The sequence below is a fragment of the Pseudomonas sp. 10B238 genome (genome assembly GCF_000970615.1).
Taxonomy (GTDB): domain Bacteria; phylum Pseudomonadota; class Gammaproteobacteria; order Pseudomonadales; family Pseudomonadaceae; genus Stutzerimonas.
Genome location: NZ_KQ033935.1, coordinates 56,355 through 71,751, shown reverse-complemented (window position 1 = coordinate 71,751; position 15,397 = coordinate 56,355). Strand labels below are relative to the sequence as shown.

Below are 15,397 nucleotides of genomic sequence, written 5' to 3'. Positions count from 1 at the left end.
TGGCGATAATGCAAAACGCCCCAATAAAGGGGCGTTCTGTTCACTTCGAACGGTCAGGCTGCGCTAGCGGTCTGTCCGGTTATCTTGCGGGTAATGTACCACTGCTGTGCGATCGACAAGCAGTTGTTGACCACCCAGTACAGCACCAGACCTGCCGGGAACCAGAGGAAGAAAAAGGTGAAGATGATTGGCAGCAACTTCATCACCTTGGCTTGCATCGGATCCGGTGGTGTTGGGTTCAACTGCTGCTGAATGAACATGGTGACACCCATGATGATCGGCAGGATGAAGAAAGGATCCTTGATCGACAGGTCGGTGATCCAGAACATCCAGGGTGCCTGGCGCATTTCGACGCTTTCCAGCAGCACCCAGTACAGGGCGAGAAACACCGGCATCTGCACCAAGATAGGCAAGCACCCACCCAGCGGGTTGATTTTCTCTTTTTTGTACAGCTCCATCATCGCCTGGGACATCTTCTGGCGATCATCGCCAAACTGTTCTTTCAGGGCTTGCATCTTCGGCGACACCGCGCGCATGCGCGCCATCGATCGATAACTGGCAGCGGACAGCGGGAAGAAAGCCAGCTTGATAACGATGGTCAGTACGATGATCGACCAGCCCCAGTTACCCAGCAGTGCGTGGATATTCTGTAGCAGCCAGAAGATGGGCTGAGCGATGAACCAGAGAATGCCGTAATCGACGGTCAGACGTAGACCAGGCGACAGCTCTTCCAGTTGATCCTGGCTCTTCGGACCGGCATACAAGGTGGCGTGTGTTTCACCTTGACTACCGGGTGCAACCGAAACAGCAGGTCCGGTAAAGCCGATGATGTAGTTGCCCTGGCTGTCCTTGCGAGTCTGTACCAGGTTGGTCTGATCGGGCGCAGGAATCCAGGCAGTTACAAAGTAATGCTGCAACCATGCGATCCAACCCCCTTCAACCGTCTTTTTCAGACTCTTGTCGTCCATGTCACCCATGGAAACTTTGGTGTAAGGCTCGTCCTTGGTCCAGAGCGCTGCGCCCAAATAGGTCGCAGTGCCGGTTGCGGTACTGGAGGACGGATCGCTGCTGTCGTCGCGCTTCAGCTGGCCGAACATGTGGCCGGTCCAGGTTTGATCACTTTGGTTGTCGATCAGATAGCGCACGCCGAGATCGTAATCACCACGCTCGAAGGTAAAGCGTTTGGTGTAGTTGACCCCGTCTTCGCTGTAGTTCAGATCAACGACAAGCTGGTCCTGATTTTCGCCCAGCTGATACTGCTGTTGCTCGCTGGAGTACAGCGGCCGGCCACTGGCCTTGTCCGGGCCATCACCGATCAAGCCGCTCTGGGCTTCATAGGTTCGTTCGCCGCTACGCTCGAACAACTGGAACGGAACGTCTGGGCGATCCTGACGACGTGGGAACTCTGGCAACCGAAGGTCCACGATATCGCCGCCGCGCGGATCGATTGCAACATCCAGAACATCGGTGCGTACGTGGATCAGCTGAGAGCTGGCCTGAGTGTCGGTAACTGAATTGGCCGACGGCTCGCTGCTTACAGCGGGAATATCGCCCTGCGCATTCTCAGCGGTGCTGGTCAGCGGAGTATTTGGAATCTGCGCGACGGACGTTTGTGACTGGCGCGTCTCGTCAGGGATGGCGGTCTGGCCGTAGTCCTGGTTCCACTGCAAAACCATCAGGTAAGCAACGACTGCCAGGGCGACAAGCAGGATCGAGCGTTTGATATCCATGGTTACTCGGTCATCGAAGATGAATTGGAGGGGGTGTTAGAAGGCACGGGATCATAGCCGCCCGGATTCCATGGATGGCAACGGCCAAGCCTGCACAGGCTCAGCCAGCCACCGCGCAGCAGGCCATGTGTTTCGATGGCCTCTTGTGCGTAGCAGGAGCAACTTGGGTAGAAACGGCAGTGACTGGCCATCATTGGACTGATGGCGTACCGGTAGAGTCGAATCGGGACCAGCGCTAGCTTACGCATCAGCGGCGCTGCTCTGGGCCTGTTGTGGCTGGACCGGTGCAGGCGTACGGGACAGACGTCTCCATAGCTTGGCAAATTGCTTTGCGAGTTCTGCGTTGTCCAGTTCAGCTAGACCTTTACGCGAGATGACCACGATGTCCCACCCCGTCAGTTCCATCTGGTGGAGACGAAAGGTTTCACGCAGTTGCCGCTTGATGCGGTTGCGCTCTACCGAGAGCTTGACGCTCTTCTTGCCAATGACCAACCCGATTCTCGGGTATGGCAATTGATTTTCGCGCACCAGTAGCAGGACGTTCCTGCCCGGTAACTTGCCGGAAGGGGAGTCGAAGACAGCCTTGAACTGGCTCGGGGTCAGCAGACGCTTTTCCCGACCGAAGTCTCGACTCACTACCTGTTCCGGCGTCTTCAGACTGCCAGACGCTTACGACCTTTGGCGCGACGACGCGACAGGACGGCACGACCATTTTTGGTAGCCATACGAGCACGGAAACCGTGGGTACGAGCGCGTTTGAGGGTGCTGGGTTGGAAAGTGCGTTTCATGATGCGTTACCTGGTGATCCATTGCGGGCCGGAATGGCCCCCTTTTAAGAGACCGGCGATTGTAGAGAAGCCCCGCGGCGAGGTCAATTTCCAACCAGCACCGTACTGGCAGAAAGTAATAGATAAAGAAAGAATATAGAGCTCCTCTTAATGCAGTGCTTATAGATGGTGATGTGCTTTTCTGTGGATAAACGGCTGGGCGCGTTTGCACATAAGGCTTACAGCTTTCCATAACCTTCTGCGCAAACGGTGCGTTGACGGTGGATTTACGTTGTGTTTCCTGTGGACTAAATGGGTTGTTATCCACAGGCGTGGTTGACCTTAGCCTATGCACAGGCTTTTCCTATGGGCTCTGGCGCAGTTATCAACAGAGCTTAGGATCGGACGTTTTACGTTGGCCCGGCTTGGATCGCCCGTCGCTTTGCCTATAGAATCAGCCTACTTACTGTGGATAACTGACGCGTCTCAGGGCTACAATGAGCCCCGTTTTAAGCTCGACAGCTTCTAGGAGACCTTGTGTCGGTGGAACTTTGGCAGCAGTGCGTTGACCTCTTGAGAGATGAGCTGCCGGCCCAGCAATTCAACACCTGGATTCGTCCCCTTCAGGTCGAATCAGATGGAGATGAATTGCGGATCTATGCACCGAATCGCTTCGTTCTCGACTGGGTTAACGAGAAGTATCTTTCGCGCCTGCTGGAGCTATTGTCAGAACGCGCATCAGGGCCGGCACCCTCTTTGTCGTTGCTGATAGGCAGCAGGCGAGTCGCTTCTACGCGGCCGACTGCCGGTTCCGCACCGCGTTCTCAGTCGCAAGTTGGCGCTCCTGCGGCTGCTGCACCGCCTCCCGCTTCGTTCACCGAACCAGCAACCGCGGCTTCCGCTGCGCCTGTCGCAGCGCCTAGCTCGCCTTCGCGTCCAGCCGAACGTAACGTACAGGTTGAGGGTGGGCTCAAGCACACCAGCTATCTCAATCGAACCTTTACCTTCGAGAATTTTGTCGAAGGCAAATCCAACCAACTGGCGCGAGCTGCTGCCTGGCAAGTTGCAGACAATCCCAAGCATGGCTACAACCCTTTGTTCCTCTACGGAGGTGTAGGGCTTGGCAAGACTCACCTGATGCATGCGGTCGGCAATCATTTGCTGAAGAAGAACCCTAACGCCAAGGTGGTCTATCTTCATTCTGAGCGGTTTGTCGCGGACATGGTCAAGGCGTTGCAGCTCAACGCGATCAACGAGTTCAAGCGCTTCTATCGATCGGTGGATGCTTTGCTGATCGACGACATTCAGTTCTTCGCAAAAAAGGAACGGTCTCAGGAAGAGTTCTTTCACACGTTCAACGCGTTGCTAGAAGGTGGGCAGCAGGTGATTCTCACCAGTGACCGCTACCCCAAGGAAATTGACGGGCTTGAAGAGCGGTTGAAGTCTCGCTTTGGGTGGGGGCTGACAGTTGCGGTCGAACCGCCAGAACTCGAGACGCGTGTGGCGATCCTGATGAAAAAGGCTGACCAGGCCAACGTCGAGCTTCCCCATGATGCTGCGTTCTTCATTGCGCAGCGCATCCGATCGAATGTTCGCGAGTTGGAAGGTGCGCTGAAACGCGTAATCGCCCACGCCCATTTCATGGGGCGGGACATTACTATCGAGCTGATTCGTGAGTCGCTGAAGGACCTGCTTGCACTGCAAGACAAGTTGGTGAGTGTTGATAACATTCAACGCACCGTCGCGGAATACTACAAAATCAAAATATCCGACCTTCTGTCAAAACGACGCTCGCGTTCGGTCGCAAGACCCCGTCAGGTCGCGATGGCTTTGTCCAAAGAACTTACCAATCATAGCTTGCCGGAAATTGGCGACGCCTTTGGTGGGCGCGATCACACGACCGTGCTGCACGCCTGTCGTAAGATTGCCGAACTTCGCGAATTGGATGCTGATATTCGCGAGGATTACAAAAATTTGCTGCGTACTTTGACAACCTGAACAGACTGCGGCCATTTAATAGGCAAGGGACCAGACCATGCATTTCACTATTCAGCGCGAAGCCTTGTTGAAACCTCTGCAGCTGGTGGCCGGCGTCGTCGAGCGTCGCCAGACCTTACCGGTATTGTCGAACGTATTGCTGGCGGTTCAAGACCATCAGCTGTCGCTGACAGGCACTGATCTAGAGGTAGAGTTGGTTGGCCGTGTCGCCTTGGAGGATGCATCCGAACCCGGCGAAATCACGGTGCCGGCGCGCAAATTGATGGATATCTGCAAAAGCCTTCAGCCTGACGCGCTCATCGATATCCGGCTGGATGATCAGAAGATCGTAATCAAGTCCGGGCGCAGCCGCTTTTCTCTTTCGACCTTGCCAGCCAATGACTTTCCCACCGTTGAGGAAGGTCCTGGCTCGCTGAATTTCAGCGTTAACCAGGGCAAGATGCGTCGTCTCATTGAGCGCAGCAGCTTCGCCATGGCCCAGCAGGATGTGCGTTACTATCTGAACGGTATGCTGATTGAGGTTTCTAGCGGGATGTTGCGTGCAGTCGCGACGGACGGGCATCGTTTGGCGATGTGTTCCATGCAAGCCGGTATCGAACAGCCCGACCGACATCAGGTTATCGTCCCCCGCAAGGGCATCCTTGAGTTGGCAAGGCTACTGACGGATCAGGATGGCGAAGTCAGCATCGTCCTTGGCCAACACCACATTCGAGCCACTACAGGGGAATTCACCTTTACCTCTAAACTCGTTGACGGAAAATTTCCTGACTACGAGCGCGTTCTGCCCCGTGGCGGCGACAAGCTGGTGGTTGGTGAACGTCAGACACTGCGCGAGGCGTTCAGCCGTACGGCCATTCTTTCCAATGAAAAATATCGCGGCATTCGGCTGCAACTGGAAACTGGCCTGTTGAAAATCCAGGCGAATAACCCTGAGCAGGAAGAAGCGGAAGAAGAAGTCGCGGTGGACTATACCGGCGGGGCTTTGGAGATCGGTTTCAACGTCAGCTATTTGCTTGATGTGCTGAGCGTCATGACCACCGATCAGGTCCGGCTAATTCTGTCCGATGCGAATAGTAGTGCTTTGGTTCAGGAATACGATAACGACGACTCGGCTTACGTCGTTATGCCGATGCGCCTGTAATCCACATTGAATGTCCCTTAGCCGCATCTCCGTCACCGGCATACGTAACCTCCAGCCGGTGACGTTAAACCCCTCCCCCCGGATCAACATCCTCTACGGTGATAACGGTAGCGGAAAAACCAGTTTTCTCGAGGCGATCCATCTCCTCGGAATGGCGCGCTCGTTCCGCAGCACGCGTCTGACGCCGGTCATAAGCCACGAGCATTCCAGTTGCACGGTCTTTGGTCAGGTCGAATTGGCTGATGAGCAGTCAGCCGCCCTCGGCATCTCTCGAGATCGCAGCGGCGACGTACGCATCAGAATCAATGGCCAGAGCGTTCGAAGCGCAGCGGAACTCGCTGACACGTTACCGTTGCAGCTGATCAATCCGGACAGTTTTCGCTTGCTCGAAGGTGCACCCAAGCTTCGCCGGCAGTTTCTGGATTGGGGGGTGTTCCACGTGGAACCCCTATTCCTCCATGCTTGGCAGCGCTTGCAGCAGGCCTTGAGGCAACGGAACTCGTGGCTGCGTCATGGTACACTTGACTCCGCGTCTCAGGCGGCTTGGAGCCGCGAGCTTAGCGCTGCGAGTGAGGAAATAGACGGGTACAGGCGGGCCTACATTCAAGCGCTGAAACCAATATTCGAGGTCACCTTGGCCGCGCTTTTGGATCTTCACGGTTTCCAGTTGAGTTATTACCGTGGCTGGGACAAAGGGCGTTCCCTGGCTGAGGTGTTGTCGTTGTCCATCGAACGCGACAGGCTCATGGGGCATACCCAGGCGGGTCCTCAGCGGGCTGACCTCCGATTGCGGGTAGCCAACCATAACGCTGCGGAAACCTTATCTCGTGGCCAGCAGAAACTGGTTGTGTGCGCGTTACGTATTGCGCAGGGCCATTTGGTCAGTGAAGCCAAACGAGGCCAGTGTATTTATCTGGTTGATGACCTACCGTCCGAGTTGGACGATCAGCACCGGCTGGCATTGTGCCGGTTGCTGGAACAACTGAATTGCCAGGTTTTTATCACCTGCGTTGATTCGAACGTATTGCGAGAAGGTTGGCGCCAAGACACGCCAGTCTCAATGTTTCACGTGGAACATGGTGCGATAGCCCAGGACCACGGCCCCTCGGGAGTGAAGGCATGAGCGAAAACCACACGTACGATTCGTCCAGTATCAAGGTCCTCAAGGGCCTTGATGCAGTACGTAAGCGCCCCGGTATGTATATCGGCGATACGGACGACGGCACTGGTCTGCACCATATGGTCTTCGAAGTCGTGGATAACTCGATCGACGAAGCGCTGGCAGGTCATTGCAACGATATATCAATCACCATACATGTTGATGAATCCATCAGCGTTCGTGACAACGGCCGTGGCATTCCAGTAGATATCCACGAAGAAGGTGTATCTGCAGCAGAGGTCATCATGACCGTCCTGCATGCTGGCGGTAAGTTCGACGACAATTCCTATAAGGTTTCCGGCGGTCTGCATGGCGTGGGTGTTTCGGTGGTGAACGCCTTGTCTGAGGAACTGATCCTGACCATTCGCCGCGAAGGAAAGGTATGGGAACAGATCTATCGTCACGGTGTACCGCAAGCGCCGCTCGCTGCAGTTGGTGAAACCGAGGATTCGGGCACCGAAATCCATTTCAAGCCCTCAGCCGAGACCTTTGCGAATATCCACTTCAGCTGGGATATCCTGGCTAAGCGGCTGCGTGAGCTGTCATTTCTGAACTCGGGTGTCGGCATTGTGCTGCGCGATGAGCGCAACGCCAAGGAAGAACTGTTCAAATACGAAGGCGGGCTCAGCGCCTTCGTGGCTTATCTCAACACCAACAAGACGCCAGTCAATGAGGTGTTCCACTTCAATATCCAGCGTGATGATGGCGTTGGTGTCGAAGTGGCGCTTCAGTGGAACGATAGTTTCAACGAAAATCTACTCTGCTTCACCAATAACATCCCTCAGCGCGACGGCGGTACCCATTTGGCGGGCTTTCGTTCGGCGCTAACCCGGAACCTGAATAACTACATTGAGCAGGAGGGGCTGGCCAAGAAGCATAAGGTCGCTACGACTGGCGATGATGCGCGTGAAGGTCTCACGGCGATCATCTCGGTCAAGGTCCCTGACCCGAAGTTCAGTTCGCAGACTAAGGACAAGCTCGTCTCGTCTGAAGTGAAGACCGCCGTCGAGCAGGAGATGGGCAAGCATTTCGCGGATTTCCTGCTCGAGCACCCCAACGAGGCGAAGGCGGTAGTCGGCAAGATGATCGATGCCGCGCGAGCTCGTGAAGCCGCACGCAAGGCGCGCGAGATGACCCGACGCAAGGGTGCTCTGGATATTGCCGGCCTTCCCGGCAAGCTGGCCGACTGCCAGGAGAAGGACCCCGCCCTCTCCGAACTCTACATAGTGGAGGGTGATTCCGCGGGCGGTTCTGCCAAGCAGGGCCGCAACCGCAGGACCCAGGCTATCCTGCCGCTCAAGGGCAAGATCCTCAACGTCGAGAAGGCTCGTTTCGACAAGATGATCTCCTCGCAGGAGGTTGGCACGCTGATCACCGCGCTTGGTTGTGGCATCGGTCGTGACGAGTACAACATCGATAAGTTGCGCTATCACAACATAATCATCATGACCGATGCGGACGTCGACGGCTCTCATATTCGGACGCTGTTGCTGACATTCTTCTTCCGCCAGCTGCCGGAGCTGATCGAGCGCGGCTATATCTACATCGCTCAGCCGCCTTTGTACAAAGTTAAGCGGGGCAAGCAGGAGCAATACATCAAAGACGACGAGGCAATGGACGAGTATTTGACTCAGTCAGCTCTCGAGGACGCAAGTCTGCACGCCAATGAGCATGCGCCTGGTCTGTCAGGTGAAGCGTTGGAACGCCTGGTTAACGATTACCGCACTGTGATGAAGACGCTGCAGCGCCTGTCGCGACTCTATCCACAGGAGCTGACCGAGCACTTCATCTACCTGCCACGCGTGTCGGTTGAACAGCTAGGTGATCATGCGGCAATGCAGGCGTGGTTGGAGCCCTATGCGGCGTTGCTCAAAGGCGTCGAACGCTCTGGGCTTGCGTACAAGGTAAGCTTGCGCGAGGACAAGGAACGCAACGTGTGGCTCCCTGAAGTCGAGATCGTTTCACACGGCCTGGCCAGTTACATCACATTCAACCGCGATTTCTTCGGTAGTAATGACTACAAGACCGTAACGGTGCTCGGGGACAAGCTGAACAGCTTGCTCGAGGAAGGAGCCTACGTTCAGCGCGGCGAGCGCAAGAAGCCGGTGACGACCTTCAAGCAGGCGTTGGACTGGCTGATGACTGAGGGAACCCGTCGTCATAGCGTTCAGCGATACAAAGGTCTCGGTGAGATGAACCCTGACCAGCTCTGGGAGACCACAATGGACCCGGCTGTTCGACGCATGCTTAAGGTAACGATTGAGGATGCGATTGGAGCCGATCAGATATTCAACACGTTGATGGGGGATGCGGTCGAGCCTCGCCGCGACTTCATCGAATCCAACGCGTTGGCTGTTTCCAATTTGGATTTCTAAAATCCGATTCGTGGTTATCAAACCCGGCGCAAGCCGGGTTTTTTGTTCCACGTGAAACATTGCTCCTTGATAGCCTGGCTACATGGCAGTGCAATGTTTATTCAATTTTCACAATCCCCCTCCTCCCCGTAAGCTCAACACCATCAAGAGTTCAGCTTCCCGTCCCTATGGAGGGACCAGATTATTACGGGGTCTCTAATGCTCGACAGCAATTTGAAAGCGCAACTGAAAACCTATCTGGAAAAGGTCACCCAGCCGTTCGAGATCGTTGCATCCCTCGATGATGGCGCCAAATCCCAGGAAACGCTCGCCATGCTGGAAGACATTACCAGCCTGAGCGACAAGATCACCCTGCGCACCGACGGCAACGACGTCCGCAAACCTTCATTTGCGCTCAACCGTATCGGTGGCAACATCAGCCTGCGTTTCGCCGGCATCCCGCTGGGCCACGAGTTCACCTCGCTGGTGCTGGCCCTGCTGCAGGTCGGTGGTCATCCGTCCAAGACCGCACCTGAAGTCATCGAGCAGATCAAGAACCTCGACGGCGAATACAACTTCGAAACCTATTTCTCGCTGTCCTGCCAGAACTGCCCGGACGTGGTCCAGGCGCTTAACCTCATGGCTGTGCTCAACCCGAACATCCGCCACGTGGCCATCGACGGTGCCCTGTTTCAGGAAGAAGTCACCATTCGCCAGGTCATGTCCGTGCCTAGCATCTACCTCAACGGTGAATTGTTCGGTCAGGGCCGCATGGGCGAAGAAGAAATCCTCGCCAAGCTCGATACCGGCGCCTCGGCGCGCGATGCCGAGAAGCTCAGCGCCAAGGACGCCTTCGACGTGCTCGTCGTCGGTGGTGGCCCAGCCGGCGCTGCAGCGGCCATCTATGCGGCGCGCAAGGGCATCCGTACCGGTGTCGCAGCCGAGCGTTTCGGTGGTCAGGTGCTCGACACCATGGCCATCGAGAACTTCATTTCGGTCAACGAGACCGAAGGCCCGAAGCTGGCCCGAGCACTGGAAAACCATGTGCGCGAATACGACGTCGATATCATGAACCTGCAGCGCGCCGCCCAGCTCATCCCTGGCTCCGATGGAGGCCTGCACGAGATCAAGCTGGAGAATGGTGGCTCGCTGAAGGCCAAGACGCTGATCCTCGCCACCGGTGCGCGCTGGCGCGAAATGAACGTGCCGGGCGAGCAGGAATACCGCGGCCGTGGCGTCGCCTATTGCCCGCACTGCGATGGCCCGTTGTTCAAGGGCAAACGCGTGGCGGTCATTGGTGGTGGCAACTCCGGCGTGGAAGCGGCCATCGACCTGGCCGGTATCGTGGCTCAGGTCACCTTGATCGAATTCGACAGCCAGCTGCGTGCCGATGCTGTGTTGCAGAAGAAGCTGCACAGCCTGCCCAACGTCACCGTGATCACCAGCGCACTGACCAGCGAAGTCACTGGCGATGGCAAGAAGGTCACCGGGCTGACCTACAAGGACCGCAACTCCAGCGAATTCCATGAGCTGGAGCTTGATGGCATCTTCGTACAGATCGGTCTGCTGCCGAACTCCGACTGGCTGAAGGGTACGGTAGAGCTGACGTCGCGCGGCGAGATCATCGTCGATGCGCGTGGCGAGACATCGCTGCCGGGTATCTTCGCCGCTGGTGACGTTACAACCGTGCCGTACAAGCAGATCGTCATTGCTGTTGGCGAGGGCGCCAAGGCCTCGCTGAGTGCCTTCGATCACCTGATCCGCAGCTCTGTCGAAGACTGAGCGTCGAGGTAAAAAGAAAGGGGAGCAGACCAAGGTCTGCTCCCCTTTTTATTTGCACGTGTGTGAATCAGACGTTGCGCTCGAGCTCTGCCACGGTCGCATTGATCCAGTCTTCGGCGCGCTGATTGAGCTCAGCTGCTGCACGAGGACCTTCGCTCTCAGCGTGCATCGCTGGGCCGATGACAACCTGGATGGTCCCCGGCCGTTTACCCCATCCCGACTTCGGCCAGAACGTACCGGCATTGTGCGCTACCGGTAAGATCGGGAGTTTGGCGTTGACTGCCAAGGCAGCACCGCTGCGCGAGAACTTGCCAACCTGCCCGACAGGAACGCGCGTCCCCTCTGGAAATATCAGCACCCAGGCGCCTTGCTCTAGACGCTCCAGTCCCTGTTTAGCAACTTGGCGCAATGCCTCTTTGGGGTTCTCACGGTCAATCGCAATCGGCTTGAGCAACCGAATCGCCCATCCAAAAAACGGGACGTTGAGCAATTCACGTTTGAGCACCTGGCTCAACGGCTCGAAGTAGGCCGAAAGAAAAAACGTTTCCCAGGTGCTCTGGTGTTTGGAAAGAATCACGCAGGGCTTTTCCGGAATGTTCTCCGCACCCCTCACCTCATAGCGCAACCCGATGATGGTTTGGGCTAACCATACGGCGCTGCGACACCAGGTCTGGACCACGAACCGGTAGCGCGTGCGGAACGACATGAAGGGTGCGAAAACCAGACTGACCAAACACCAGGCGAAGGCCGTGAACGACAGCAGCAAGTAGAACAACAGGATGCGTATCGGCAGCAAAACGTTCATCGTTTGGCTCCCAACAGATGATCGACCACAGCTGCCAAGTCATCGAAAACCTGAGTGCCGGTTGGTAGCGGACCTTTTGCAGTCTTCGAGCCCTTTCCGGTGCGAACCAGGTAAGGAATGCCGCCGAGGCGCATCCCTGCATGCAGATCGCGCTGGCTGTCGCCCACCACAGGGACACCTGTGAGGCTTTCAAGATGAAAGTGCTCGGCGATCTGCTCGAACAACCCGGGCAGTGGCTTGCGGCAATCACAGCCTTCGTCGGGGCCATGCGGGCAATGCACGATCAGATCGACGCGACCGCCCTCTTCCATCACCAGTTGCTGCATTTTGAAATGCATGTCGCCGAGTGTGGTGGCGTCGAACAGGCCGCGGGCAAGGCCGGATTGGTTGGTGGCAACTGCCACCGTCCAGCCAGCGTTGCATAGCCGTGCGATCGCCTTGATCGAGCCCGGGATCGGAATCCATTCTTCCAGGCTCTTCACGTAGGCGTCGGAATCCTCGTTGATCACGCCGTCGCGATCCAGCACGATCAGCTTCACCGGCTTAGCCAAGTGCGGAAATATCGGCAACGCCAAGGAACAATCCTCTCAACCGGGCAAGCAAGGCATAGCGGTTGGCGCGAACCGAAGCGTCTTCGGCGTTGACCAATACCGCCTCGAAAAAGGCATCCACCGGACCGCGCAGGTGCGCCAGACGCTCGAGCGCCTCGCGATACTGACGATCCGCAGCCAGGGGCTGCACGGCTTGTTCGGCCTGCTGCAGCGCAGAATACAAAGAGAACTCGGTGGCATTGTCGAAGTAACGAGGCTCGACGGTTTCCGGTAGCTTTGCTTCGAACTTGCTCAGCAGATTCGAGACGCGCTTGTTCGCAGCCGCCAAGGCTTCGGCTTCCGGCAGATTGCGGAACGCCTGTACGGCTTGCACGCGCTGATCGAAGTCCAAAGCTGAACCCGGCTGTACGGCACGAACCGATAGATAGGACGCCACCTCGACGCCCTCGTCTTCGTACCGCGCACGCAGGCGATCAAAAATGAAATCGAGGATCTGATCGGCCAAGCCTTCAGTCTTGACCTGACCTCCGAACTGGTTAATGGAGAAGCGCACGGCAGCAACCAGATCTAGATCCAGACGCTTTTCGATCAGGATGCGCAGAATGCCCAAGGCCGCGCGGCGAAGCGCGTAGGGATCCTTGCTACCGGTGGGAAGCATGCCAATGCCGAAGATGCCCACCAGCGTATCCAGCTTGTCCGCCACCGCCAGGATGGCACCTGTGTGGGTCACCGGCAGCTCTGCACCCGCACCGCGGGGCATGTACTGCTCATTCAATGCCAGCGCGACGTCAGTGGGTTCACCATCGTTGACGGCGTAGTAATAACCCGCAATTCCCTGCATTTCCGGGAATTCGCTGACCATCTCGGTGGCCAGGTCGCATTTGCTCAGCAGGCCCGCGCGCGCCGCCCACTGGGCATTGCCTTCGGTGCGTTCGGCAATGAATGCGGCCAGCCTGGAGACGCGCACCGCCTTGTCGTACACAGTCCCAAGCTGAGCCTGGAAGACTACGTTCTTCAAGCGCTCATTGAAGCTGTCGAGCTTCTGTTTCTTGTCCTGCTTGAAGAAAAACTCGGCGTCGGTGAGGCGAGGACGCACCACTTTCTCGTTACCCGCAACGATCTGAGCCGGATCCTTGGATTCAATGTTGGCAACTGTGATGAAGCGCGGAAGCAGCTTGCCGTTGGCGTCCAGCAGGCAGAAGTACTTCTGGTTGTCCTGCATGGTCGTGATCAACGCTTCCTGTGGTACTTCAAGGAAGCGTTCTTCGAACGAACACACCAGCGGTACAGGCCATTCGACCAGCGCGGTCACTTCGTCCAACAGCGCTGGCGGCACGATAGCACTGCCGTTCTGCTCGCTGGCGAGCTGCTCGACACGCTTGGCGATCAGCTCGCGGCGTTCGGCAAAATCGGCAATGACATGAGCGCCGCGCAAATCTTCCAGATAGCTTGTCGGCTTGGAAATGCGAACTGGGCTCGGGCTATGGAACCGGTGGCCACGCGATTCGCGACCGGCGCGTTGAGTCAGGATGGTGCAGTCAACGACCTGATCACCGAATAGCATGACCAGCCACTGGGTTGGCCGGACGAATTCTTCCTTGCGAGCGGCCCAGCGCATGCGCTTCGGAATTGGCAGCTCGTTAAGCGATGTCTCGACGATAGCGGGCAGCAGCTCAGCAGTCGCCTGGCCAGGTATCGAGCGGCTGTATCGGAGTTTGGGGCCGCTGCGGTCGACTTCGGCGAGGTCCACGCCGCACTTGCGCGCAAAGCCCAGGGCGGCCTGAGTCGGTTCGCCTTCGGCGTCGAACGCCGCCTGCAGCGGCGGCCCGTCGAGGTTGATGCTGCGATCAGGCTGCTCGGTGTCGAGCTGCTCGATCAGTACTGCGAGACGTCGGGGTGCGGCAAACGCCTGTACCCGGCCATGCTTGAGACCAGCGTCCTTCAAGCCTTTCTCGATGCCCGTGCGAAACGCGTCGGACAACTTGCCCAAGGCCTTGGGCGGCAGCTCTTCGGTGCCGAGCTCGACCAGGAAATCCAGTGCACTCATTCTGCAGCCTCCAGCTTGGCCAGTACTTCGTCACGCAGGTCCGGGGTGGCCATGGGGAAGCCGAGTTTGGCGCGTGCCTGCAAATAGCTCTGCGCCACCGAGCGAGCCAGTGCCCGCACGCGCAGGATGTACTGCTGCCGCGCAGTCACCGAGATGGCCCGGCGAGCATCCAGCAGGTTGAAGGTATGCGAGGCCTTCAGCACCATTTCATAGGTGGGTAACGGCAGCTCCAGTTCGATCAACCGGTTAGCTTCCGATTCATAGAAGTCGAAGAGTTCGAACAGCTTGTCGACGTTGGCGTGTTCGAAGTTATAGGTGGACTGCTCCACCTCGTTCTGATGGAACACATCGCCATAGGTGACGGTGCCGAACGGGCCGTCCGTCCAGATCAGGTCGTAGACTGAGTCGACGCCCTGCAGATACATCGCGAGTCGCTCGAGACCGTAGGTGATTTCGCCGGTAACGGGATAGCACTCGATGCCGCCGACCTGCTGGAAGTAGGTGAACTGGGTGACTTCCATACCATTGAGCCAGACCTCCCAGCCGAGCCCCCAGGCGCCCAGCGTAGGCGATTCCCAGTTGTCTTCGACGAAGCGCACATCGTGTACTGAGGTGTCGACGCCAATGCGACGCAGCGACTCCAGATACAGGTCCTGGATGTTGTCCGGGTTGGGCTTGAGCACGACCTGAAACTGGTAGTAGTGCTGCAGACGGTTGGGGTTCTCGCCATAACGACCATCGGCAGGGCGACGCGAAGGCTGGACATAGGCTGCGTTCCAGGTTTCAGGACCGACAGCGCGCAAGAATGTGGCGGTGTGGAAGGTGCCGGCGCCCATTTCCATATCGTAGGGTTGCAGAACAACGCAACCCTGCTCTGCCCAATAGCTTTGCAGGGCGAGGATCAGGTCTTGGAAGGTGCGCACGGCAGGCGTAGGCTGGGTCAAAATTTCACCTGTGCTGGCTTCGACAGAAAGCCTCGGAGTATACCCGATAACGGCTCGAACCCGTGGAGACACGTGCTCTACGGCGTAGCGCCAGTCGAACTTCCGATCTGCTTTTCGCC

The 15,397-nt window shown here is 57.2% G+C and carries 13 protein-coding genes; 5 read left to right on the top strand and 8 right to left on the bottom strand.

Features of this window, described 5'->3' with window-relative positions; genetic code table 11:
• Positions 1-53 precede the first annotated feature (53 nt).
• The 4 genes from yidC to rpmH are packed head-to-tail and all read right to left on the bottom strand — an operon-like array spanning position 54 to position 2,518.
• On the bottom strand, positions 54-1,730 hold the full coding sequence (gene yidC, locus RT21_RS14580) for a membrane protein insertase YidC (protein WP_045422971.1): 1,677 nt from the start codon (positions 1,728-1,730) through the stop codon (positions 54-56).
• Between the two features lie 2 nt (positions 1,731-1,732).
• The gene (gene yidD / locus RT21_RS23300; protein WP_081262855.1) at positions 1,733-1,978 is read right to left on the bottom strand and encodes a membrane protein insertion efficiency factor YidD; all 246 of its coding nucleotides are present in this window, start codon (positions 1,976-1,978) and stop codon (positions 1,733-1,735) included.
• Complete coding sequence (gene rnpA, locus RT21_RS14575; protein ID WP_046163275.1) at positions 1,971-2,366, bottom strand: ribonuclease P protein component; 396 nt, start codon at positions 2,364-2,366, stop codon at positions 1,971-1,973. The genes yidD and rnpA overlap by 8 nt, the downstream gene beginning before the upstream one ends.
• Before the next feature lie 17 nt (positions 2,367-2,383).
• Positions 2,384-2,518, bottom strand: coding sequence for a 50S ribosomal protein L34 (rpmH, locus tag RT21_RS23295; protein WP_019340723.1), 135 nt, complete (start codon positions 2,516-2,518; stop codon positions 2,384-2,386).
• A gap of 516 nt (positions 2,519-3,034) precedes the next feature.
• Between rpmH and dnaA the strand changes: the two genes are divergently transcribed.
• From dnaA to ahpF, 5 genes are all read left to right on the top strand, one after another.
• Positions 3,035-4,495, top strand: coding sequence for a chromosomal replication initiator protein DnaA (gene dnaA / locus RT21_RS14570; RefSeq protein ID WP_046163274.1), 1,461 nt, complete (start codon positions 3,035-3,037; stop codon positions 4,493-4,495).
• 37 nt (positions 4,496-4,532) lie between these two features.
• Positions 4,533-5,636: a DNA polymerase III subunit beta gene (dnaN, locus tag RT21_RS14565; protein WP_046163273.1), complete on the top strand. Its 1,104-nt coding sequence runs from the start codon at positions 4,533-4,535 to the stop codon at positions 5,634-5,636.
• A 10-nt stretch (positions 5,637-5,646) separates the two neighbouring features.
• The gene (gene recF, locus RT21_RS14560) at positions 5,647-6,759 is read left to right on the top strand and encodes a DNA replication/repair protein RecF (RefSeq protein WP_046163272.1); all 1,113 of its coding nucleotides are present in this window, start codon (positions 5,647-5,649) and stop codon (positions 6,757-6,759) included.
• A complete protein-coding gene (gene gyrB, locus RT21_RS14555) occupies positions 6,756-9,170 on the top strand; it encodes a DNA topoisomerase (ATP-hydrolyzing) subunit B (protein WP_046163271.1) in 2,415 nt (804 codons plus the stop codon). The genes recF and gyrB overlap by 4 nt, the downstream gene beginning before the upstream one ends.
• Before the next feature lie 198 nt (positions 9,171-9,368).
• Positions 9,369-10,931, top strand: coding sequence for an alkyl hydroperoxide reductase subunit F (ahpF, locus tag RT21_RS14550; protein WP_046163270.1), 1,563 nt, complete (start codon positions 9,369-9,371; stop codon positions 10,929-10,931).
• Between the two features lie 67 nt (positions 10,932-10,998).
• On the opposite strand, the gene RT21_RS14545 is transcribed toward ahpF, so the two are convergent.
• The 4 genes from RT21_RS14545 to glyQ are packed head-to-tail and all read right to left on the bottom strand — an operon-like array spanning position 10,999 to position 15,278.
• Positions 10,999-11,736 (bottom strand): lysophospholipid acyltransferase family protein, encoded by a 738-nt coding sequence (locus RT21_RS14545; RefSeq protein ID WP_046163269.1) that lies wholly within the window; start codon positions 11,734-11,736, stop codon positions 10,999-11,001.
• Positions 11,733-12,275, bottom strand: a complete 543-nt coding sequence (gmhB, locus tag RT21_RS14540; RefSeq protein ID WP_046163395.1) for a D-glycero-beta-D-manno-heptose 1,7-bisphosphate 7-phosphatase — start codon at positions 12,273-12,275, stop codon at positions 11,733-11,735. The genes RT21_RS14545 and gmhB overlap by 4 nt, the downstream gene beginning before the upstream one ends.
• 4 nt (positions 12,276-12,279) lie before the next feature.
• Positions 12,280-14,334, bottom strand: a complete 2,055-nt coding sequence (glyS, locus tag RT21_RS14535) for a glycine--tRNA ligase subunit beta (RefSeq protein WP_046163268.1) — start codon at positions 14,332-14,334, stop codon at positions 12,280-12,282.
• A complete protein-coding gene (gene glyQ, locus RT21_RS14530) occupies positions 14,331-15,278 on the bottom strand; it encodes a glycine--tRNA ligase subunit alpha (protein ID WP_045422952.1) in 948 nt (315 codons plus the stop codon). Before glyQ ends, glyS begins: the two co-directional genes overlap by 4 nt.
• Positions 15,279-15,397: the final 119 nt, after the last annotated feature.

What these genes read in the sequence shown, in the direction of transcription:
- dnaN (WP_046163273.1), top strand. Translation starts at nt 4,533, where the DNA reads ATGCATTTCACTATTCAGCGCGAAGCCTTGTTGAAACCTCTGCAGCTG.
- yidD (WP_081262855.1), bottom strand. Translation starts at nt 1,978, where the DNA reads ATGCGTAAGCTAGCGCTGGTCCCGATTCGACTCTACCGGTACGCCATC.
- RT21_RS14545 (WP_046163269.1), bottom strand. Translation starts at nt 11,736, where the DNA reads ATGAACGTTTTGCTGCCGATACGCATCCTGTTGTTCTACTTGCTGCTG.
- yidC (WP_045422971.1), bottom strand. Translation starts at nt 1,730, where the DNA reads ATGGATATCAAACGCTCGATCCTGCTTGTCGCCCTGGCAGTCGTTGCT.
- glyS (WP_046163268.1), bottom strand. Translation starts at nt 14,334, where the DNA reads ATGAGTGCACTGGATTTCCTGGTCGAGCTCGGCACCGAAGAGCTGCCG.
- recF (WP_046163272.1), top strand. Translation starts at nt 5,647, where the DNA reads ATGTCCCTTAGCCGCATCTCCGTCACCGGCATACGTAACCTCCAGCCG.
- gyrB (WP_046163271.1), top strand. Translation starts at nt 6,756, where the DNA reads ATGAGCGAAAACCACACGTACGATTCGTCCAGTATCAAGGTCCTCAAG.
- ahpF (WP_046163270.1), top strand. Translation starts at nt 9,369, where the DNA reads ATGCTCGACAGCAATTTGAAAGCGCAACTGAAAACCTATCTGGAAAAG.
- rpmH (WP_019340723.1), bottom strand. Translation starts at nt 2,518, where the DNA reads ATGAAACGCACTTTCCAACCCAGCACCCTCAAACGCGCTCGTACCCAC.